The organism is Rhodosalinus sediminis (assembly GCF_003385555.1).
Classification (GTDB): Bacteria; Pseudomonadota; Alphaproteobacteria; order Rhodobacterales; family Rhodobacteraceae; genus Rhodosalinus; species Rhodosalinus sediminis.
Window position 1 is genome coordinate 175,009 of sequence record NZ_QOHR01000002.1, and the last position, 21,656, is coordinate 196,664.

Consider the following 21,656-nt stretch of genomic DNA (forward strand, 5'->3'; position numbering starts at 1 on the left):
GCTCACTCCGGTGTCAGGACGAGATGGACGCGCTGCCCCACCGCGCGGGGCGACAGCCGGTGCTGCCGGCCGCCGACGCTCAGGCGGTGATCCGTGGATGGCCGGCCGATCCGCACGGGCAGTGCGTTCCCCTCGATCGCGTCGTCTATGTCTTCCAGCCAGTAGCCGCCGCCGGGCGCGCTGACCAGCCTTCCGCCACGGCCCTCGACCTCGCCCAGCCCGGCGGAAAAGTCGTGCAGGTAGGACCGCGCGAGGATCATCCGGCCTTCGCGGTTCACGAAACAGTCGGCGACATGCCCGCCGGTCACGGAATGGTTCCACGTCAGGCACCACTCCGCCCCCTCCGGCGCGCGCGCGGTCACCAGCACCGCACCCTCCGCCGTCTCGACCGTGAGCGTGCCCGCCCCCGCGGCCTGCGCCCAGAGGAGAAGGGCGGCCGCGACCGGCCGCCCTGCCCGTCGCCGTATCACTCGCTGAGGCGGTCGGGGATCTCGGCCCCGGTTTCCTCGTAGTAGCGCAGCGCGCCGGGGTGCATCGGGATCGGCGTCGCGCCGAGCGAGAACTCGACGGTGGTGTCGTTCGCCGCCGGATGCACCGCGATCAGCTCGTCGACCCGCTCGAACATGTTCATCGTGATCTCGTAGGCGAGATCCGCGTCCATGTCGGCGTGCACCACGAGGACGTTGGGCACCGCGATCGTCGGCACCGGCGCCGCGACGCCCTCGTAGATCCCTTCGCGCAGGGTGTAGGGCGCGAAGGTGCCATGCTGGTCGATGCCGGCCTGCACCTCTTCGTCCGACAGCGGCACGAGGCGGATGTCGCGCGTCGCCGCGAGGTTCATGATCGACGAGGTCGGCGGCCCCACGGACCAGAAGCCCGCGTCGATGTCGCCGTCGCGCAGCGCGTCGGCGGTCTCGTTGAAGTTGAGCCGCTCGGCCTCGATGTCGTCGTAGGTGATGCCGTTCGCCTCGAGGATGCGGCGGGCGTTCACCTCCGTGCCCGAGCCCGGCGCGCCGACCGAGACGCGCATCCCCTCGAGATCCGAGAGGCTCTCGATCTCGCTGTCGGCGAGCGTCACGATCTGGATCGCGTTCGGGTAGATCGAGCCGAGCGCGCGGGCGTTCACCGCGCGGCCCTCGAACTGGCCGTTGCCCTCGTAGGCGTCCACCACCGTGTCGGCGAGCGCGATGGCGAGGTCGCTGTCCCCGCGCGAGATGAGCGCCATGTTCTCGACCGAGGCGCCGGTGACCTCGGCCGTGGCAGAGGCGCCGTCGACGTGGTTGCCGATCAGCTCGGCGAGGCCGCCGCCGTAGGGGTAATAGGTGCCGCCGGTGCCGCCCGTGGCGATCGACAGGTCCTGCGCGGATACAGGCGCCGCGAGCGCCGTGGCGGCCGCCGCGGCGAGACACAGGTTCTTCATGAGATCCTCCCTCAGATCGGGCCGGCGGCGAGCGCGCCGGCCCCGGTTACGCCGCCTAGAACAAGGCGCGCCGGGGCCGATGTCAAGCGCCGGTCGGGCGTCCCCCGGGGAAGACTGGGCGCGGGCCGGACGACTGCGCAGCGGCGCCGGGCGAGATCGGGGCGATGTGTGCGCCCGCTGCGGGATCGCACGCCGGGCGCTCCGACCGCCCCCGACGCGCTCGCCGCGGCGCGGGAGCGACAGCCCGCGTGGCGCCAGTCGGGAAGGGAGGACCGGCACGGCCGCGGGACCTGAAGCGCCAAACATGCACGCCGCGCCGCCCCGACCATGCAGAGGTCGAAGCGGCCCGGCGGGACATGGGCGACACCGTCCCGCACCCGGGGAGAAACCACATCAGGGCGCAGGGCTTCGCCCCCGCCTCCGAATGCGTCGACCGCGCAGACGGGCCGCGCCGCCCCTTCGCCCGAACATGAGCCGCCCGCAGCGCGCCGCCCCGGCCCCTATTCCGCGGGGGCGGGCGCCGCGGCGCGGTTCGGGGCGGCGGGCCGCTCCGCCTCGGCCATGGCGGGGCGCAGGCGGCGCAGGCGCAGCGCGTTCGTCAGCACGAAGACCGACGAAAGCGCCATCGCCCCGGCCGCGAGGATCGGCGAGAGGAGCACCCCCGCCACCGGATAAAGCACCCCGGCGGCCACCGGGATCAGCGCCGTGTTGTAGCCGAAGGCCCAGACGAGGTTCTGCCGGATGTTGCGCAGCGTCGCCCGCGAGACCTCCACCGCGTTCACCACGCCGGCGAGGTCGCCCGACATCAGCACCACGTCGGCCGATTCCATCGCCACGTCCGTCCCGGTGCCGATCGCCACGCCCACATCCGCCTCGGCGAGCGCGGGGGCGTCGTTGATGCCGTCGCCCACGAAGGCGACCTTGCGCCCGCCGTCGCCGCTCGCGCGCAGAGCGTCCACGGCGGCCACCTTGCCGTCGGGCAGGACGCCGGCCACCACGCGGTCGATGCCGATGTCGCGGGCGATGGCCTGCGCGGTCTCCTCGCGGTCGCCGGTGATCATCGCCACCTCGAGGCCCATGTCGCGCAGCCGGGCGATGGCGGCGCGGCTCGTCTCCTTCACCGGGTCGGCCACGGCGATCAGCGCCGCCAGCCGGCCGTCGATCGCCGCGTAAAGCACGCTCTCGCCCCGGCCCGAGCGGCGCGCGTCCTCCGCCCCGAAGGCCGAAAGGTCGAGGCCCATCTCGTCCATGAAGCGGGCCGAGCCCACGGCGACCGCGCGGCCCTCGACGCGGGCGCGCACGCCGCGGCCCGTCTCGGTCTCGAAGCTCTCGGCCTCCGGCAGGCGCGCGCCCTCGGCGCGGGCGGCGCGCACGACGGCCTCGGCGATCGGATGCTCCGAGACGGCCTCCGCCGCGGCGGCGAGGCGCAGCGCCTCGGCCCGCTCGGCCCCCTCGGCCGGCACCAGCGCGGCCATCTCGGGGCGCCCCTCGGTCACCGTGCCCGTCTTGTCGAGCGCGACGACGTCCACGCCGGCGAGCGCCTGCAGCGCCTCGCCCTTGCGGAAGAGCACGCCGAGCTCGGCCGCGCGCCCGGTGCCCACCATGATCGAGGTCGGCGTGGCGAGCCCCATGGCGCAGGGGCAGGCGATGATGAGCACCGAGACCCCGGCGACCAGCGCCATGGTCGCCGTCGGTCCGACGAGGAGCCAGACGAGCACCGTCGCCGCCGCCACCGCCATCACCACCGGCACGAACCAGAGCGTCACCCGGTCCACGAGCGACTGGATCGGCAGGCGCGCGCCCTGCGCCTCCTCGACCATGCGCGTGATCTGCGCGAGCACCGTGTCGGCGCCCACCGCCGTCGCGCGGAAGCGGAAGCTGCCCGCCCCGTTCACAGTGCCGCCGGTCACCCGGTCGCCCTCGGTCTTCTCGACGGGCAGCGGCTCGCCGGTGATCATGCTCTCGTCGACATGCGCCGCGCCCTCGATCACCTCGCCGTCGGTGGGCAGCCGCTCGCCCGGGCGCACCACGAGCACGTCGCCGAGCTGCACCTCGTCCACCGGCACCTCGACGGCTTCGCCGTCGCGCTCCACGCGGGCGGTGCGCGCGCGCAGGCCCATCAGGCGCTCGATCGCGGCGCCGGTGCGCCCCTTCGCGCGCGCCTCGAGCGTGCGGCCGAGCAGGATCAGCGTCACGATCACCGCCGCCGCCTCGAAATAGACGGCGCGCACGTCGGCGGGCAGGACACCGGGCGCGAAGGTGGCGACAGTCGAATAGCCCCAGGCCGCGGCGGTGCCCACGGCGACGAGGCTGTTCATGTCCGGCGCGCCCTTCAGGAGCGCCGGCACCCCGCGCAGGAAGAACTCCCGCCCCGGCCCGATCAGGATCAGCGTGGTCAGCGCGAACTGGACGAGCCAGCTCGCCTGGTGGCCGATGGTCTCGCCGATCAGGGCATGAACCCCCGGGATCATGTGCCCGCCCATCTCGAGCAGGAAAACGGGCGCCGCCAGCGCCGCGGCGAGCGCGGTCTTGCGCGCGGCGGCCCGCGCCTCCTCGGCCTTGCGCGCGCCGCGATCGGTGGCGGCCCCGGCTTCGGCGGGCCGGGCCGGATAGCCCGCACCGGTCGCCGCATCGGCGAGCGCGCGCGCGCTCGCGGCCCCCTCGAGCACCGTGACGCGCGCCTCCTCGGCGGCGAGGTTCACCTCGGCCGAGATCACCCCCGGCACCGCCTCGAGCGCCTGCCCCACGCGGCCCACGCAGGAGGCGCAGTTCATCCCCGACACGGCGAGCGTCACCGTCTCCGTCCGCGCGGGGTAGCCCGCCCGCTCCAGCGCCGCGGCCGCCTCCGCCCCGCGCGCGGGGCCGTCCAGCGTGACGGTCGCGGTTTCGCCGGCGAGGTTCACATGGACGTCCGCGACGCCCTCGACCGCCTCCAGCGCCGCGGCGGCCCGGCGCACGCAGCCCGCGCAGTTCAGCCCGTCGAGCGCGAATGTGATGCGATGCGCATCGCTCATGGTGAGACCTCCGATTCCCGAGTCTCCCCCGACGTGGGGCCTCCAGTCACTGGAAGGTCAAGGGCGCTGCCGGGTCAGAAGACGCGGAACGTGAGCGTCGTCAGGCTGCGCTCGATGCCGGGAATGTCGAGCAGGCGCTCGTTGATGTATTTGCCGACGTCCTCGCCCTCGGGGATGTAGAGCTTCATCAGCAGGTCCCACTCGCCGCTCGTCGAGTAGAGCTCGGAGTGGATCTCGCGCAGGACGATCTCCTCGGCGACACGGTAGGTGGTCCCGGGCGTGCAGCGGAGCTGGACGAAAACGAGCGTGGACATCGACGCGCCCCTCACGGTTGATCGGGTGCGACGCTCGCACAGCCCGCGACCCGGCGCAACGGCGCAGGGGTTGGCGACCGCCGGAGCGCCCGCTACAACCCGCGCACCGCCAGAGGAGGCCGCCCATGCGCCGCGCCCGCATCGACCGCAGCACCGCCGAGACCACGATCTCGCTCGAGCTCGCCCTCGACGGCAGCGGCGCGCGCGAAATCGCGACCGGCGTGGGCTTCTTCGACCACATGCTCGAGCAACTCGCGCGCCACGCGCTGATCGACATCACGCTGAAGGCGACAGGCGACCGCCACATCGACGACCACCACACCGTCGAGGACTGCGGCATCGCGCTCGGCCGGGCGCTCGCCGAGGCGCTCGGCGACAAGCGCGGCATCCGCCGCTACGGCGCCTTCACGCTGGTCATGGACGAGGCGCGCGTCTCCGCCGCGCTCGACCTCTCGGGGCGGCCCTTCCTCGTCTGGGACGTGGACTTCCCGACCGAGAAGATCGGCGCCTTCGACAACGAGCTCGTGCGCGAGTTCTTTCAGGCGGTGGCGAGCCACGGCGGTGTCACGCTCCACGTCACGCGGGAGGCGGGCGCCAACAGCCACCACATCGCCGAGGCTGCCTTCAAGGCCGTGGCGCGCGCGCTGCGCGCCGCCGTCGAGCCCGACCCGCGCGGCGGGGGGGAGGTGCCCTCGACCAAGGGCACGCTCTGAGCGCGAGCAGACAGGGGGCGCTGCCCCCTCTTGGCCTTCGGCCAATTCACCCCCGGAGTATTTGGACCAAGATGATGAGGCCGGATGTGGCCGCGCCCATCATCTTGGCGGAAATACTCCGGGGAGCGCGAGGGGCAGCGCCCCTCGCCACTCAGGCAAAGGCGTGCGGCCGCATGGCCGCGCCGCTGCGCCAGGGGTGGTCATTCGCGGCGCGGGCGCCTATGTGGGCGCGGACACACACGAGAGCTTTCCCTACATGGATATTCGCAACATCGCGATCATCGCGCATGTCGATCATGGCAAGACGACCCTGGTCGATGCGCTTCTGCGCCAATCCGGCGCCTTCCGCGAGAACCAGGCGGTGGCCGAGCGCGCGCTCGACTCGAATGATCTGGAGCGCGAGCGCGGGATCACGATCCTCGCCAAGGCGACGAGCGTCGAGTGGCAGGGCACGCGCATCAACATCGTCGACACGCCGGGGCACGCGGATTTCGGCGCCGAGGTCGAGCGCATTCTCAGCATGGTCGACGGGGTCGTGCTGCTGGTGGACGCGGCCGAGGGGCCGATGCCGCAGACGAAGTTCGTCACCTCCAAGGCGCTGGCGCTGGGGCTGCGGCCGATCGTCGTGCTGAACAAGGTGGACAAGCCCGACGCGGAGCCCGACCGCGCGCTCGACGAGGTCTTCGATCTGTTCGCGGCGCTCGGCGCGGACGAGGATCAGCTCGATTTCCCGCATCTCTACGCCTCCGGCCGGGCGGGCTGGGCCGACGCGGCGCTCGACGGGCCGCGCAGCGACCTGGAGGCGCTCTTCCGCCTCGTGCTCGACCATGTCCCCGCGCCGCGTCAGCAGGACCGGGCCGACGAGGACTTCCGCATGCTGGCCACCACGCTCTCGGCGGACCCGTTCCTCGGGCGCATTCTCACCGGCCGCGTCGAATCGGGCCGGCTCAGGGCGGGCGCGACGGTGCAGGCGCTGTCGCGCACCGGCGAGAAGGTCGAGCAGTTCCGCGTCTCCAAGATCATGGCCTTCCGCGGGCTCGCGCACACCGAGATCGAGGAGGCGGCGGCCGGCGACATCGTCACCCTCGCCGGGATGAGCCGTGCCACCGTCTCGGACACGATCTGCGCACAGGCCGTGGACACGCCGCTGCCCGCGCAGCCGATCGATCCGCCGACCATCTCCGTCACCTTCGGGATCAACGACAGCCCGCTCGCGGGCCGCGACGGCAAGAAGGTGCAGAGCCGCGTGATCCGCGAGCGCCTGATGAAGGAGGCCGAGGCCAACGTCGCCATCCGCGTGACCGACACGCCGGGCGGCGAAGCCTTCGACGTCGCCGGCCGCGGCGAGCTGCAGATGGGCGTTCTGATCGAGAACATGCGCCGCGAGGGCTTCGAGCTTTCGATCGCGCGGCCGCGGGTGCTTTTGCGCGAGGAGGAGGGCCGCACCCTCGAGCCGGTCGAGGAGGTCACCATCGACGTGGACGACGACCACGCCGGCGCGGTGATCGAGAAGCTCACCGGCCCGCGCAAGGGCGAGCTCGTCGAGATGCGGCCCGCCGACGCGGGCAAGACGCGGATCGTCGCGCATGTGCCGGCACGCGGGCTCATCGGCTATCACGGCGAGTTCCTGACCGACACGCGCGGCAGCGGCGTGATGCACCGCGTCTTTCACGGCTGGACCGAGCACAGGGGGCCGATCGCCGGGCGCCGCGCGGGCGTGCTGATCTCCATGGAGGACGGCGAGGCGGTGGCCTTCGCGCTCTGGAACCTCGAGGAGCGCGGGCGCCTCTTCATCGGCGCGCAGGAGCGCGTCTATCAGGGCATGATCATCGGCGAGCACTCCCGGGAGAACGATCTCGAGGTCAATCCGCTCAAGGGCAAGAAGCTGACGAACGTGCGCGCCTCCGGCTCGGACGACGCGGTGCGGCTGACCCCGCCCTCGCGGCTGAGCCTCGAGGACGCGATCGCCTACGTCGACGACGACGAACTGGTGGAGGTGACGCCGAACGCCCTGCGGCTCCGGAAGCGCCACCTCGACCCGCACGAGCGCAAGCGCGCGGCGAAGGCGGCGGTCTGAGCGGCCGGGCCGTCGCCTTGGGGCAGAGGCGGCGGGGCCTGACCCCACGGGGCGACGGCAGGGGCGGTCGCGCGTGCGGGGTGATGGCTTGGCCGGTTGCGGAGCGTCGCTGACCCCCAATGCGTCTGCTGCCAAGGGGCGGTGACCACCTTCTCAGGGTCCGAAGAATCGCGGGACGCGCCCCGCCCGTGCGCTCACGGCGCAAACCGACCCGGACGACACGCCCTACTCCGTCGTCTCGACGATCACGAGCTCGCGCTCGGCGGCGCCGCGCGCGTGCGCGAGCGCCTCCTGGTATTCCGGCGAGTGGTAACAGGCCTCCGCCGCCTCGACCGAGGGGAACTTCGCGACCACGTTGCGCGGCCGGTCCGTGCCCTCGAGCTGCACGTAACGGCCGGCGCGCGCGATGAAATGGCCGCCGTGGCGGGCGATGGCGGGGCCCGCGCGCTCGGCGTATCGCCCGTAGGCCTCCGCGTCGGTCACCGTGACATGCGCGATCCAGAGTGCCGGCATCGCCGCCTCCCTCAGCTTGCGTCGGCCGCCGTGGCGGCGATCACGGCCTCGGCCGCGCGGATCGCGGCCTCGGCGTTCTCGGGCGCCTTGCCGCCGCCCTGCGCCATGTCGGCGCGGCCGCCGCCGCCCTTGCCGCCGAGCTCGTGCACGGCGGCCTTCACGATGTCCACCGCCGAGAGGCGCGCGGTCAGGTCGTCGGTCACCCCCGCGGCGACCGCGGCCTTGCCGTCCGCGTCGGCGATCAGGAGCGCCGCACCGGAGCCGAGGCGCGCCTTCATCTCGTCGAGGAGCGGCGGCAGGTCCTTGCCCGTCACGCCCGAGATGACCTGCGCCACGAAGGGCGTGCCGCCCACGTCGCGCGGGGCGGGCGCGCCCTCGGTCCCGCCGCCGCCGGCCATGGCGAGCTCGCGCCGGAGGCGCGCCACCTCGCCCTCGAGCTCGCGGAGCCGCGCCTGATCGGCGCGCAGGCGCGCCGGCAGGTCGTCGGGTTGCACGCGCGCCTCGGCCGCCGCGTCGGCGACGAGCCGGCGCAGGCGCGCCACATGGGCGCGCGCGGCCTCCCCGGTGAGCGCCTCGATCCGGCGGACGCCCGCCGAGGAGGCGCTGTCGCTCAGCAGCACGAATTCCCCGATCTCGCCGGTGCGCGCGACATGGGTGCCGCCGCAGAGCTCGATCGAATAGGTGTCGCCCTCCGGCCCGCGGCCCGAGCCCGGTTGCCGGCCCATGGAGACGACGCGCACCTCGTCGCCGTATTTCTCGCCGAAGAGCGCCTGCGCGCCGAGTTCGCGCGCCTCGTCCGGGGTCATGATGCGCGTCTCGACGGGCGCGTTGGCGCGGATGTAGGCGTTCACCTCGGCCTCGACGCGCTCGCTCTCCTCCGGCGAAAGCGGCTTGGCGTGGCTGAAATCGAAGCGCAGGCGGTCGGGGGCGTTGAGGCTGCCGCGCTGCGCGACATGGGGGCCGAGCGCCTCGCGCAGCGCCTCGTGCAGGAGGTGCGTGGCCGAGTGGTTGGCGCGGATCGCGGTGCGGCGGGCGTGATCGACCTCGAGCCGCGCCGGCGCGTCGGGGGCGAGCACGCCCTCCTCCACCTCGACGAAATGGATCGTCACGCCGGCGACCTTCTGCGTGTCGGTGACGCGCGCGGTCGCCGCCTCGGTGCGGATGGTGCCGGTGTCGCCCACCTGCCCGCCCGCCTCGGCGTAGAAGGGCGTCTGGTTGAGGACGACCTGCGCGGTCTGGCCCGGGTGGACCTGCGCCACCGCGCCGCCGTCCTGCACGAGGGCGAGGATCTGCCCCTCCGCCGTCTCGGTGTCGTAGCCGAGGAAATCGGTCGCGCCGTGCGTCTCGGCGAGGTCGAACCAGATCGCGGCGTCCGCCGCTTCGCCCGAGCCGGACCAGGCTGCGCGCGCCTGCGCCTTCTGCTCGGCCATCGCGGCCTCGAAGCCCTCGAGATCGACGTCGCGCCCGGCCTCGCGTAGCGCGTCCTGCGTCAGGTCGAGCGGGAAACCGTAGGTGTCGTAGAGCTTGAAGGCCGCGCGGCCCGGCAGCGGCGCCGCCTCGGGCAGCTCGCGCAGCTCCTCGTCGAGAAGGCGCAGCCCGCGGTCGAGCGTCTGGCGGAAGCGCGTCTCCTCGAGCTTGAGCGTCTCTTCGATGAGCGCCTGCGCGCGCGGAAGCTCCGGGTAGGCCGCGCCCATCTCGGCGACGAGCGCGCCGACGAGGCGGTGCATGAGCGGCGCGTCCACGCCGAGCTTGTGCGCATGGCGCATCGCGCGGCGCATGATCCGGCGCAGCACGTAGCCGCGCCCGTCGTTCGAGGGCATCACCCCGTCCGCGATCAGGAAGCTCGTGGAGCGCAGGTGATCGGCGATGACGCGGTGATGCGTCCGTCCCGGCCCGTCGGGATCGCTGCCGGAGGCCTGCGCCGAGGCCTCGATCAGCCGGCGCATCAGGTCGGTCGCGTAGTTGTCGTTCGTCCCCTGCAGGAGCGCCGCGACCCGCTCGATCCCCATGCCGGTGTCGATGGACTGCGCGTCGAGCTCGCGCCGCGTGCCGTCCTCGAACTGCTCGTACTGCATGAAGACGAGGTTCCAGATCTCGACGAAGCGGTCGCCGTCCTCCTCCGGGGTGCCCGGCGGGCCGCCCCAGTACTCCTCGCCGTGGTCGAAGAAGATCTCCGAACAGGGGCCGCAGGGCCCGGTCGGCCCCATCATCCAGAAGTTGTCGTCCGTCGCGATGCGCAGGATGCGGTCGTCGGGAAGGCCCGCGACCTTCTTCCAGAGATCGGCCGCCGCGTCGTCCGTGTGGTAGACGGTGACCAGGAGGCGGTCCTTCGGGATGTCGAGCTCCTTGGTGATGAGCTCCCATGCGAGCGGGATCGCCGTTTCCTTGAAGTAGTCGCCGAAGCTGAAGTTGCCGAGCATCTCGAAGAAGGTGTGATGCCGGGCGGTGTAGCCGACGTTATCGAGGTCGTTGTGCTTGCCGCCGGCGCGCACGCATTTCTGCGCGGTGGCCGCGCGCGTGTAGTCGCGATGCTCGACCCCGGTGAAGAGGTTCTTGAACTGGACCATCCCCGAGTTGGCGAACATCAGGGTGGGGTCGTTGCGCGGCACGAGCGGGCTCGACGGCACGACCTCGTGGCCGTTGCGCGCGAAGAAATCGAGGAACGTCTTGCGGATGTCGGCGAGGCTCGTCATCGGGCGGTCTGTCTTTCGCGGCAGGCGTGGATGGGCGTGCCCCGGCCGGGGCCCGGCCGGGTGGCGCAGCTTTAGCCGCGCGGGGGTGCGGTGTCCATGCCCGCGCGGTCGCCCGGGTCGCGGTCAGACGGTCGCGACGCCGTCGTCGCCGTGGCCGCGCCCGCGCCGCCGCCCTGCCGCGGCGCTCAGCCCTCCACGACGCCGGCGTCGTCCTCCGAGCCCTCGGTCGTGAGCCCGTGCGACGCGCGCACCCGGGTCTCGATCTCCTGCGCGACGGCGGGGTTCTCCTTCAGGAAGGTCTTGGCGTTCTCGCGCCCCTGCCCGATACGCTCGTCGCCGTAGCTGTACCAGCTGCCGGATTTCTCGACCACGCCGGCCTTGACGCCGAGATCGATGAGCTCGCCCGTCTTGGAGATGCCCTCGCCGTACATGATGTCGAACTCGACCTCCTTGAAGGGCGGCGCGACCTTGTTCTTGACGACCTTCACGCGGGTGGCGTTGCCCACCACCTCGTCGCGGTCCTTGACGGCGCCGATGCGGCGGATGTCGAGGCGGACGGAGGAATAGAACTTCAGCGCGTTGCCGCCCGTCGTCGTCTCGGGCGAGCCGAACATGACGCCGATCTTCATGCGGATCTGGTTGATGAAGATCACCGTGCAGTTCGAGCGCGAGATCGAGCCCGTGAGCTTGCGCATCGCCTGGCTCATCAGCCGGGCCTGCACGCCGACGCTCGAATCGCCCATGTCGCCCTCGAGCTCGCTCTTGGGCGTGAGCGCGGCGACCGAATCGACCACGACCATGCTCACCGCGCCGGAGCGCACCAGCGTGTCCGTGATCTCGAGCGCCTGCTCGCCCGCGTCCGGCTGGCTGATCAGAAGCTCGTCGAGATCGACGCCGAGCTTCTTCGCGTATTGCGGATCGAGCGCATGCTCGGCGTCGACGAAGGCGCAGACGCCGCCCTGTTTCTGCTCCTCCGCGACGCAGTGCAGCGTCAGCGTGGTCTTGCCCGAGCTTTCGGGGCCATAGATCTCGATGATGCGGCCCTTCGGCACGCCGCCGATCCCGAGCGCGATGTCGAGGCCGAGCGAGCCGGTGGAGGTGGCGGCGATATCCTTGACCGGATTGTCGCCGCCGAGCTTCATGATGGAGCCCTTGCCGAACTGCCGCTCGATCTGCGCCAGCGCGCTGTCGAGGGCTTTCTGCTTGTCCGCGCTTTTCTTGCTGCTGTCCATTGAGAGAAGATCTGCCGTGCCCATGTGACTTTCCGCCCTTATCCCATACCGCGCGCGCCGCGGCAACGCATATGTTCGCGAAGTGTTCACGCCCAGTGATGAGGGAAAACCGTGAACATTTCAAGTCTCGCGTCGCGGTCAGTTTCGCCCGGCAGGGTTAACGGGTAGTTTACAGGGAAGGTGGCAGGGAGGCGGAATGCTGTTTTTCGCGCGGGAGAGGCTCGTTCTGCTGTCGGTGCCCAAGACGGGCACGACGGCTTGGCAGGCCGCGCTCGGCGACCGGGCGAGCCTCGTCGTGCGCGATCCGCCCGAGCTGAAGCACGCGCCGCTCTACCGCTACAATCGCTTCTTCCGGCCGATGTTCGAGAAGTTCTGCGACGGCCCCATCGAGATCGTGGCGTTCGTGCGCGAGCCGGTGAGCTGGCTCGGCAGCTGGTTCCGCTACCGCAAGCGGCCCTTCCTCGCCGGCCGGCCGACCTCCACGCAGGGTCTGGATTTCGACACCTTCGTACGCGGATATCTCGAGGAGTCGCCGCCGCCCTGGGCGCAGGTCGGCAGCCAGGCGGCTTTCCTCGCGCCGCGGCCGAACGGCGCGCGGGTAGACCGGCTGTTCCGTTATGAGGCGCCCGAGGCGCTCCGGGCGTTTCTGCACGCGCGGCTCGGGGTGGAGGTCGTGCCGGAGCGCGCCAACGTCTCGCCGGAGGCGCCGCTCGAGCTGACGTCGGACACCGAGGCGACGCTGCGGGAGCGCTGCGCCGCGGATTTCGCGCTCTGGGAGAACGCGGCACGCTGAGGCAAGGGTCGGTCAATGCAGCAGCTGACGCTGCACGGTGCGCGTCAGATCCTCGAGCGAGAAGGGCTTGGACAGGAACGCCGCATTCGGCACCTCGATCTCGTCCGGCTCGAAGCTGGCCCTCGGGTAACCGGAGACGAAGACCACCCGCGCGTCGGGCTGCGCCGCCAGCGCCTCGCGGACCCAGCTCGGCCCGTCCATCCCGGGCATGACGACGTCCGTGACGAAGACATCGACGGACCGCTCGTTTTCCCGAAGGAGTGCGAGCGCCTCTTCGGCGTTGCGCGCTTCGAGAACGGTGTGGCCGGAGAGGCGCAGCGCGCGCGCGGCGAAGGCGCGCACCGGCGTCTCGTCCTCCACGAGCAGGACGATCCCGTCGCGCCGGGCGCCCTCGGGCGCGGGCGGGGCGGCGGGCGGTGTCGGTGCGGCTGCCGCTTCGTCGGCGGGAATCGGCAGGTAGATGGAGAAGCTCGTCCCGGCCCCGGGCGCGCTGTCGACGAAAACGAAGCCGCCGAACTGCTTGACGATGCCGTACACCGTGGAGAGCCCGAGCCCCGTGCCCTCGCCCACGGGCTTGGTGGTGAAGAAGGGCTCGAAGACCTTTTCGGCGGTCTCGGGGGGGATGCCCGGGCCCTCGTCGTGCACGCGGATGCGGGCGTAGTCGCCGGGCGGCACCCGGGCCCGGCCGCGCACCAGAGGCTCGCCGAGCGTGAGGTGCTCGGTCTCGATGCGGATCTCGCCGCCGTCGGGCATCGCGTCGCGCGCATTGACGACGAGGTTCACCATCACCTGCTCGAGCTGGCGGCGATCGAGGCGCAGGCCGGGAAGATCCGGGTCATGGCTGAACCGCAGCGTCACCCGCTCGCCGACGAGGCGATTGAGAAGATGCGTGATGTCGGACAGCGTGTCGCGCAGGTCGAGGCGTTCCAGCCGGAGCGTCTGCTTGCGCGAAAAGGCCAGAAGCTGCGACACGAGCGCCCCCGCCCTGTCGGTGTTCTGGCTGATCTGGATCAGGTCGGCGTAATCGGGATCGCCCTCGTCCCGGCGCTGCAGAAGCAGGTCGCAGTGCCCCGAGATCGCCGTCAGCAGGTTGTTGAAATCATGCGCGATTCCGCCGGCGAGCTGACCGATGGCCTGCATCTTCTGGCTCTGCGCGAACTGCCCCTCGAGCGTCTTGAGCTCGGTCGCGTCGTTGAGCACGGCGAGCAGCGCCCGATCCCCCGCCTCCTCGACGCGCGATAGCGTGACCTGGACGAAGACGTCCTCCTCGCGCCGGCGCAGGCGCAGGAACTCGGACCGCCCGCCGCCCTCGCCGCGCAGCGCCTCCTCCAGCCATCCGCCGATGGGCCGGCCCAGCCCCTCCGTGAGGTCGCCGAGCGTCGCCCGCTCGCCGTGTTCGAGATGCAGGAGGCGGCGCGCGCAGGCGTTGGCCATGATGAGCCGCCCGTCGGCGGCGAGCTTGACGAGCGCCACCGGCAGGCGCTCGACCTCGTCCTTCGGGGGCGCCGCCCCGGCCTCGCCCGGGAAGAGATAGATCTCGTCCCGGCCCGCGCCGCCCGGGACGCGCGCGACGAGGCATTCGAGCGGCCCGTCCGCCCCGCTCACCGTGGTCAGCGCGCCGGAGACAGGCGGCGCGGGGAAGATCGCGTCGAGCCGGCGCGCCCGCCCGCCCACGAGCCGGCGCGCGGCGTCGTTCATGAACAGGATCGCGCCCCCGCGGCCCGCGGTCAGACGCGGCACGCCGTGGCTTTCGCCGCCGGGCGCGGCGTCACGGTCCGAGAAGGGCTCGATCCGCCAGAGCAGCGCGCCGCCGCCGATCGCGCGCGCCGTCATCCGGAGGTGGCCGCGCCGGGTCACGATATCCTCGCGCGCGGACCCGCCGGCGAGCGCGCGCTCGCGCAGGCGGGCGACGACGGCGGTCGGCTCCGCGAGCGTGCTGCGCAGCTGCGCGGCCAGCGTCTCCTCGGCGCCGATGCCGAAGAGCCGCTCGGCCGCCGCATTACGCCGCACGAGCGCGCCGGCGGGATCGGTCACGAGGCAGGGCACGGCGTCCCCGGCCACGAAATCGCCGATGGCGGCGAGGTGCCGCGCGCGACGCCACGCGGCGAGGGCATCGCCCGCCCAGAGCAGCAGCGCGACGGCGAGCATGGTACCGCCGCCCGCGAGCGCCCCGGCGGCGGCCGCGCCGGAGGGCGCCAGCGCCCCGAGCGCGAGGAGCCCGACGCCGAGCGCGGCGACCGCCCGCCGCCGGGCTGCCGCCGACCACGGGACCCGCGAGTCGTGTTCCGGCGTCAGGGCCATGAAAGACACGGGCGCCCCCCTCGTTCGATTCGCACGAGCGGCAGTAGACCTGACGAAGTTTAAGCGGCCCTTAAGCTGAAAAACAACCCTGGGTTGCTTTAATCGCCCTTAAAGCGCCTTTCAGCACGCAGAGATAGAATCCATCCCCCTCCGGACCCGGCCGCCAGCGGCGGGTCTCCACCACGCGCCACCCCGGCCCGCGCGCGCGGAAGGCCGCGATCCGCGCGTCGTTCTCGGGGCCGAGCAGCGAGCAGGTCGCATAGGCGAGATGCCCGCCCGGCGCGACGAGGGCGGCGGCGCGGTCGAGGATGGCGTCCTGCGTCGCGGCGAGCTCGTCGAGGCGCGCGGGGCTCAGCCGCCACTTCGCCTCGGGGTCGCGCCGCCACGATCCGCTCCCCGAACAGGGCGCGTCGCAGAGCACGAGGTCGAAGGGCGCGGCGGCCTCGGGCTCCGGGAGGATCTCGACCTCCGCCCCCGCGCGTGCTGCGCGGGCGGGCAGATCGGCGAGGCGCCGGGGCAGCGCGTCATGCGCGGCGACCGGCCGCCCGAGCCGCGCGGCGAGCGCCAGCGTCTTGCCCCCGCCCCCGGCACAGAAATCCAGCACGCGCGCGCCCGGCGCGAGGGGCAGCGCGGCGACGACCGCCTGGCTCGCGGCGTCCTGAAGCTCGACCAACCCCTCGGCGAAGGCGCGGCTGCGCGCGACGCGGCGTGCGCCCTCGGTCACCTCGAGCGCGGTCGCGGCGGTGGCGACGGGGCGCGTGGCGATCCCCTCGGCGGCGAGCGCCTCGGCCGCGCCCGCGCGGTCGGTCCTGAGCAGATTCGCGCGCAGGTGGACGGGCGCGCGGTCGCGCAGCGCCAGCGCGGCGGCCTCGGCCTCCTCCGGCCCGAAGCTCTCGCGGAAGGCCGCCGCCAGCCAGTCGGGCAGGTCGAGCGCCTCCGCCCCCGCGGGCGCGCGGCCGGCGGCGCGCTCGGCCTCGGTGAGGGCCGCGGGCGCGTGGCGCGCGCCGGTAAAGACGGCCTCCGGCGCCTCGCCGCGCGCGCGCAGGCGGCCCAGCATCAGCGCCCGGCCGCTCTCACCCCCGCCCCGGGCGGCGTAGCTGCGGCGCCGGCGGAGCGCGTCGTAGACGAGATCGCGCACGGCGGCGCGGTCGCCCGAGCCCGCGTAGCGCGCGCGCCGGCCCCAGGCGGTGAGCGCGGCCTCGGCGCGCTGGCCCGCGCGGATCGCGTCGAGAAGCTCCGCGGCCGCCTGCACGCGGGCGGCCGGCGTCATGCGCGGCGGGCCGCGCGGGGGCGGCGGAGGATGGCGGGGCGGATCATGCGGAGCGGGATGGCAGAGCCGGGCGGGAAGGCCAAGCCCCCGCGCCGCGTTGACGCCGCCGGGCGAGATGGCACGGTGAGCGCGACGCCCCGGACCGGAGCCCACGCCGTGCCGCAGACCGCCGCCTCCGTCACGCTCGTCCACCGGACGCCGGGCGGGCGTGTCCGCCTGCGCGTGCCGGCGCTGCGCGGCCGGCCCGAGCGCGCCGCGACGGTCGAGGCGCGCCTGTCGGACGCGCCGGGCGTGCGGGCGGCCACGGCGCGCGCGGCGAGCGGCAGCGTAATCCTGCATCTCGACGCCCGGGCGCGTGGCGGAGGCCTCTCCGACGCCGAGGTGGTGGATGCCGTCGAGGCCGCCCTCGCCGCCCCGCCCGAGACGCGCACCGCCGCGACGCGCGCCCCGGAGGCGGGGCCGGCGTGGCACGCGTTCGCCGTCGGCGAGACGCTCGCCCGCGTGGCGGGCGACGCCACGGAGGGGCTCTCGGACGAAGAGGCCGCCACCCGCCGCGCGCGGCACGGCGCGAACCGGCTGCCCACGGCGGCGCAGCGCTCGCAGGGGGCGCTCGTGGCCGAGCAGTTCAAGAGCCTGCCGGTGGCGATGCTGCTCGGCTCCGCGGCGGTCTCGGTGGCGACGGGCGGCGTGGCCGACGCGGCGGCGACGATCGCCGTGGTGCTCGTCAACGCCGCGCTCGGCTACGTCACCGAGGGGCAGGCCGAGGCCTCCATCGGCAAGCTGATGGACAGCTCGAACGAGGCGGTGACGGTGGTGCGCGACGGCACCCCGCGCGAGATCGCCGCGCGGGAGCTGGTGCCCGGCGACCTGATCACGGTGCGCGCGGGCCGGGTCATGGCGGCCGACGCGCGCGTCCTCGCCGAGGACCGCCTGCGCGTGGACGAATCGGCGCTCACCGGCGAAACGCAGCCGGTCGAGAAGCGCGCCGGGGCCGCGGTCGCGCCCGACGCCCCGCTCGGCGGGCGGCCGACGATGCTGCACTCCGGCACGCTGGTGGCCGAGGGCGAGGGGCGCGCGGTGGTCGTGGCGACGGGGGCGGAGACCGTCGCGGCCCGGATCGCGCAGGTATCGGAGAGCGCGGTGCGCCCGCGCGCGCCCGTCGAGGCGGAGCTCGACCGCATGGGCGGCCTGCTCGCCAAGCTCGCCTTCGGCGCCTGCGGGGTCTTCATCGGGGTCGGCTGGATGCGCGGCATGTCGCTCGCCGCGATGCTGAAGGACGCGCTCGCGCTCGCCGTCGCGGCGGTGCCCGAGGGGCTGCCGGTGGTGGCGACGACGACGATGTCGCTCGGCCTGCGCCGGATGGAGCGCCGCGGCGTCCTCGTGCGCCGGGTGGACACCGTCGAAAGCCTCGGCGCGCTGCAGATCCTCTGCCTCGACAAGACCGGCACGCTCACGCGCAACCGCCTCGAGGTGGTGGAGACGGTGGCGGGCCCCCACCCCGACGACCCCGAGGTAGCCGGCGCGCGCGCCATGCTGATGGAGGCGGCGGCGCTCAACAACGCCGCCGAGCCGGGCGAGGCAGGCGCGGAGGGCTCCTCGGCGACCGAGCGCGCGCTCCTCGAGCGGGCGCGCGCGGAGGGCGTGGAGGTGGCCGATCTCCGCGCCGCGCGGCCGATGGAGGATATGCACGAGCGCCGGCCCGAGCGGCCCTACATGGTCACGCTGCACGAGGGCGAGGGCCCGCGCGTCGTGGTCAAGGGCGCGCCCGAGACGGTGCTCGAGCAGTGCGCGGCGCTCTGGGACGGCACGCCGCTCGACGCGGAGCTGCGCGCGCGCATCCTCGCGGCGAACGACCGGCTCGCGGCGCGGCCGGCGCGCGTGCTCGCCTTCGCCGCCGGCGACACGGCGCCCGAGGACGGCGTGCCGCGCGACATGCGCTGGCTCGGGCTGATGGCGATGGTCGATCCGATCCGCCCCGGCGCGCGCGATTTCATCCGCGCGATGCACCGGGCGGGGGTGCGCACCATCATGATCACCGGCGATCAGTCCGCGACCGCCGAGGCGATCGCCCGCGATCTCGATCTCGCGCAGGGCGGGCCGCTGCGGATCGTCGATTCGCCCGAGATCGCGTCGATGGACCCCGAGCTCCTGGGCGGCGTGGCGGCGCGGGCGCATGTCTTTTCGCGGGTGAGCGCGACGCAGAAGCTCGCCGTGGTGCAGGCGCTGCAACGCTCGGGCGCAGTGGTCGGCATGACCGGCGACGGGGTGAACGACGGCCCCGCGCTCAAGGCCGCCGACGTCGGCATCGCCATGGGCGCCTCGGGCACCGATCTCGCCCGCGACGTGGCCAACGTGGTGATCCGCGACGATGAACTGGAGACGCTGGTGGAGGCCGTGGCGCAGGGCCGCGCGGTCTATCGCAACATCCGCCGCGCGCTGGAATTCCTGATCGCCACGAACCTCTCGGAGATCCTCGTGGGCCTCGTGGAGGCGGCGCACGGGCCCGGGGAACTCGAATCACCGATGGAGCTTCTCTGGATCAACCTCGTGAGCGACGTGGCGCCGGGCCTCGGCCTCGCGCTCGCCGATCCGGACCCCGACGCGATGACCCGCCCGCCGCGCGCGGCCGACGAGGCGGTGATCCCGCCGGAGCACTTCCGGCGCATGTCGATCGACGCGGGCACCATCGCCGCCGCCTCGCTGGTGTCGCATTTCGTGGGGCTCGCCCGCTTCGGGCCGGGGCCCGAGACGCGGGGGATGACCTTCCTCTCGCTCTCGCTGGGTCAGCTCGCCTATGCGCTGACCTGTCAGAGGAGCGACCCGGCGCACCTGCGGGTGCGGCGCCTTCTGGACAACCCGAACCTGAACGGCGCGCTGATCGCCTCGGGCGGGCTCGCCGTGCTGCCCTATTTCGTGCCGGCGCTGCGCCGGCTTCTGAAGATCGCGCCGCTCGACGCCGGCGCGATGACGGTGGGGCTCGCCGGGGCGGCGGCGCCGGCGGGGATCGTGCTCGCGCGGCGGGGGGTGACGCTCCGGCCCGAGACGGTGGAGGTGCGGCCATGCGAAACTTCGTGATGACGTCCGAATCGGTGACCGAGGGCCACCCGGACAAGCTCTGCGACCAGATCAGCGACGCGGTGGTGGACGCCTATCTCGCCACGGGCGTGCAGGCGGGCGTGAACGCGGAATGCGCCATCGCCACGGGCGTCACCTTCCTCTCGGTGCGCGCGGGCGCGGAGGCGCCGGTGGACCTCGCCGCGCTGACGCGCCGGGTGATGGCCGAGGCGGGCTACCCGTCCGGGACCGGCGACGCGCCGACGGTGATGCTCGACCTCGCGCGCGCGCCAGAGCTCGGGACCGCCGCGCGCGCCCGCGCGCACGCCCGGCACATGGTCAGCGCCTTCGGCTACGCCTGCGCCGGAAGCCCCACCGCGATGCCCTACCCCATCGAGGCCGCGCACCGGATCGCCGCCGCGCTCGACGCGGCGCGGCGCGCGGGGCGGCTGCCCTGGCTCGCGCCCGACGCGCAGGCGCAGGTCGCCGTCACCTTCCGCGAGCGCCGGGCCGTGGCGCTCGGCGCCGTGGCGCTGAGCTTCGGGCACGAGGACATGCCCGGCGAGGAGGCCGCGCGCGCCGAGCTGATGCGCGAAGCCGTGCGCCCCGCGCTCGCCGGGCTCGCGGTAGAGCCCGACGCCGCGACGCGGGTGATCCTCTTTCCCGCCCACGGTCGCGCGGGGCCGCAGGCGCATTCGGGGCTCACGGGCCGGAAGTCGGCCGACGACGCCTACGGCGCCTTCATCCGCCGCAGCGGCCCGGCGCTCAGCGGCAAGGACCCCTCGCGCATCGACCGGATCGCCGCCTACGCCGCGCGGCAGGCGGCGCGCGCGGTGATCGCCGCAGGCCTCGCCGAGGAATGCGAGGCGCAGCTGTCCTACATCGTGGGCGACGAGGCCCCGGCGACGGTCGAGGTGGACACCTACGGCAGCGGGCGCGCCGGGGACGAGACGCTGTCGCGCCGGCTACGCGAGGTCTGCGACTTCCGCGTGGGCGCCATCGCCGAGCGGATGGGGCTCTGGGCCCTGCCGGGCGCGCGCGGCGGGCGCTTCTACCGCGACCTCGCGCGCTACGGGCACATGGGCCGCGACGACCTCGCCCCGCCGTGGGAGGACGTCGGGGACCTCGCCGCGCGGCTCGCGTGACGCGCGGTCCGGCGCCGGACGTGACCGCGGGGCCGGGAGTCCGGCGCGCGTGACAGAGTTCTGGGAGGCTGCCGCGCGTGACGCAGACCCGCGCGCGGCAGCGGCGGCGCTCCGAGGGGCGACGCGCGGTCCGGGAGCCCCGGCGCGGCGCACGCCGTCGCGCCCGTGCCTCCGGCGGATCGTCCGGAGGGCGGCTTGCCGGTCCGGGCGTGCGTGCCGCCTTTCCCGCAGCAAGCCCCTGCGCGACCCCGGCGCGCCCGCCGCTGGTCCCCCGAACCGTGGACCGATCCACACCGGACCGGCCGGCCTCAGCCCGAAGCGCCGTCCCGGTCGATGAGCGAGAAAGCCGCCATGGCGAGCGTCGTGGCCGGCCCCGCCACGCGGCCGCGGGCGAGTTGCACCAGCGCGCCGGCGATCAGCAGCAGCGCGAGCCCCGTGCGCAGGTCGAGCGCGCCCTCAGTGCGCGATTTCACGCCCATGTCGGCCTGAAACAGCCCGAGCTTCACCATCTGCCCCACGGGCGGGGGCTTGGGCGTGCGGCGCGTGACGATCAGCGCCGCCTCTTCCATCGCGTCGAGCACCTCGCCCGCGTCGTGGTGCGTCTCGACGATGAGGCTGCCGGTCGCCGGCCGGGCGAGCACCCGGTCGACGCCCGCCACGGCCGAGAGCCGGTCGGCGAGCTCCACCAGCGCCGCGCGCTCCAGCGCCTGCACGGGCCGCAGCCGCGCGCGGCGGGCGAGCACCTGCGCGCAGTGGACGGGAACCGCCTCAGCCGGGGCGGACATCGTCCTCGAGCCCCGCGCCGCCGTCGTCGGGCGCCTCGGTCTCCGCGTCGGCGTCATCGCCGTCGGCGGCCATCTCCTCGCGCACCTCGGCGACGATGTCCTCCATGTGCTCATAGGCCTCGGCGCCAGCCTTGCGGAACTCGTCGTAGGCGGTGGCCCCGGTGCGCATCCCTGCGCGCACGATCGGCCGCCCGGCCCGGCCCAGCGCGCCGGCCACCCCCGGCACCAGCATCAGCGCGCCCGCCGCCGCCGCGGCGCCGAAAAGAAAGCTTCTGTTCATCGGGATCCTCCGGCCGGCCCGTCGCGTTGTCAGAGATCATAGCGCCGCACCG

At 73.8% G+C, this 21,656-nt stretch carries 16 protein-coding genes; 5 read left to right on the forward strand and 11 right to left on the reverse strand.

Annotation, left to right across the window (positions count from 1 at the left end; all coding sequences use genetic code 11):
• Positions 1–2 precede the first annotated feature (2 nt).
• From DRV84_RS02685 to DRV84_RS02700, 4 genes are all read right to left on the reverse strand, one after another.
• Entirely contained in the window at positions 3–470 is a 468-nt protein-coding gene (locus tag DRV84_RS02685; RefSeq protein ID WP_115978317.1) for a DUF1850 domain-containing protein, read from the reverse strand.
• Positions 467–1,420, reverse strand: coding sequence for a TAXI family TRAP transporter solute-binding subunit (locus DRV84_RS02690; RefSeq protein ID WP_115978318.1), 954 nt, complete (start codon positions 1,418–1,420; stop codon positions 467–469). The genes DRV84_RS02685 and DRV84_RS02690 overlap by 4 nt, the downstream gene beginning before the upstream one ends.
• Before the next feature lie 500 nt (positions 1,421–1,920).
• Complete coding sequence (locus tag DRV84_RS02695; protein ID WP_115978319.1) at positions 1,921–4,434, reverse strand: heavy metal translocating P-type ATPase; 2,514 nt, start codon at positions 4,432–4,434, stop codon at positions 1,921–1,923.
• A gap of 74 nt (positions 4,435–4,508) precedes the next feature.
• A complete protein-coding gene (locus tag DRV84_RS02700; RefSeq protein ID WP_115978320.1) occupies positions 4,509–4,748 on the reverse strand; it encodes an Lrp/AsnC ligand binding domain-containing protein in 240 nt (79 codons plus the stop codon).
• A 125-nt stretch (positions 4,749–4,873) separates the two neighbouring features.
• Between DRV84_RS02700 and hisB the strand changes: the two genes are divergently transcribed.
• Positions 4,874–5,461, forward strand: a complete 588-nt coding sequence (gene hisB, locus DRV84_RS02705) for an imidazoleglycerol-phosphate dehydratase HisB (RefSeq protein ID WP_115978321.1) — start codon at positions 4,874–4,876, stop codon at positions 5,459–5,461.
• A 256-nt stretch (positions 5,462–5,717) separates the two neighbouring features.
• Positions 5,718–7,538, forward strand: a complete 1,821-nt coding sequence (gene typA / locus DRV84_RS02710) for a translational GTPase TypA (RefSeq protein WP_115978477.1) — start codon at positions 5,718–5,720, stop codon at positions 7,536–7,538.
• Between the two features lie 225 nt (positions 7,539–7,763).
• Here typA and DRV84_RS02715 read toward each other — a convergent pair whose 3' ends face one another.
• The 3 genes from DRV84_RS02715 to recA form a co-directional block, all read right to left on the reverse strand.
• Positions 7,764–8,051, reverse strand: coding sequence for a DUF1330 domain-containing protein (locus tag DRV84_RS02715; protein WP_115978322.1), 288 nt, complete (start codon positions 8,049–8,051; stop codon positions 7,764–7,766).
• A gap of 11 nt (positions 8,052–8,062) precedes the next feature.
• Positions 8,063–10,744, reverse strand: a complete 2,682-nt coding sequence (alaS, locus tag DRV84_RS02720) for an alanine--tRNA ligase (protein WP_115978323.1) — start codon at positions 10,742–10,744, stop codon at positions 8,063–8,065.
• A 185-nt stretch (positions 10,745–10,929) separates the two neighbouring features.
• Complete coding sequence (gene recA / locus DRV84_RS02725) at positions 10,930–12,000, reverse strand: recombinase RecA (protein WP_115978324.1); 1,071 nt, start codon at positions 11,998–12,000, stop codon at positions 10,930–10,932.
• 172 nt (positions 12,001–12,172) lie between these two features.
• On the opposite strand from recA, the gene DRV84_RS02730 reads away from it, so the two are divergent.
• Positions 12,173–12,769: a sulfotransferase family protein gene (locus tag DRV84_RS02730; protein ID WP_115978325.1), complete on the forward strand. Its 597-nt coding sequence runs from the start codon at positions 12,173–12,175 to the stop codon at positions 12,767–12,769.
• A gap of 12 nt (positions 12,770–12,781) precedes the next feature.
• On the opposite strand, the gene DRV84_RS02735 is transcribed toward DRV84_RS02730, so the two are convergent.
• Together DRV84_RS02735 and DRV84_RS02740 are read right to left on the reverse strand one after the other, a co-directional pair.
• Complete coding sequence (locus tag DRV84_RS02735; protein WP_115978326.1) at positions 12,782–15,070, reverse strand: hybrid sensor histidine kinase/response regulator; 2,289 nt, start codon at positions 15,068–15,070, stop codon at positions 12,782–12,784.
• A 70-nt stretch (positions 15,071–15,140) separates the two neighbouring features.
• On the reverse strand, positions 15,141–16,340 hold the full coding sequence (locus tag DRV84_RS02740) for an RsmB/NOP family class I SAM-dependent RNA methyltransferase (protein ID WP_115978327.1): 1,200 nt from the start codon (positions 16,338–16,340) through the stop codon (positions 15,141–15,143).
• A gap of 156 nt (positions 16,341–16,496) precedes the next feature.
• Here DRV84_RS02740 and DRV84_RS02745 point away from each other — a divergent pair, with 156 nt between their 5' ends.
• Together DRV84_RS02745 and DRV84_RS02750 are read left to right on the forward strand one after the other, a co-directional pair.
• Positions 16,497–19,415 (forward strand): cation-translocating P-type ATPase, encoded by a 2,919-nt coding sequence (locus DRV84_RS02745; RefSeq protein ID WP_158547732.1) that lies wholly within the window; start codon positions 16,497–16,499, stop codon positions 19,413–19,415.
• Positions 19,400–20,539 carry a methionine adenosyltransferase domain-containing protein gene (locus tag DRV84_RS02750; protein WP_115978329.1) on the forward strand — a complete coding sequence of 380 codons (1,140 nt, stop codon included), beginning with the start codon at positions 19,400–19,402 and terminating at the stop codon, positions 20,537–20,539. Before DRV84_RS02745 ends, DRV84_RS02750 begins: the two co-directional genes overlap by 16 nt.
• Positions 20,540–20,847: 308 nt before the next feature.
• Here the strand turns inward: DRV84_RS02750 and DRV84_RS02755 are convergent, their stop codons facing one another.
• Positions 20,848–21,324, reverse strand: coding sequence for a hypothetical protein (locus DRV84_RS02755; RefSeq protein ID WP_115978330.1), 477 nt, complete (start codon positions 21,322–21,324; stop codon positions 20,848–20,850).
• Positions 21,308–21,604, reverse strand: coding sequence for a DUF5132 domain-containing protein (locus DRV84_RS02760; RefSeq protein ID WP_115978331.1), 297 nt, complete (start codon positions 21,602–21,604; stop codon positions 21,308–21,310). The genes DRV84_RS02755 and DRV84_RS02760 overlap by 17 nt, the downstream gene beginning before the upstream one ends.
• Between the last annotated feature and the right edge of the window lie 52 nt (positions 21,605–21,656).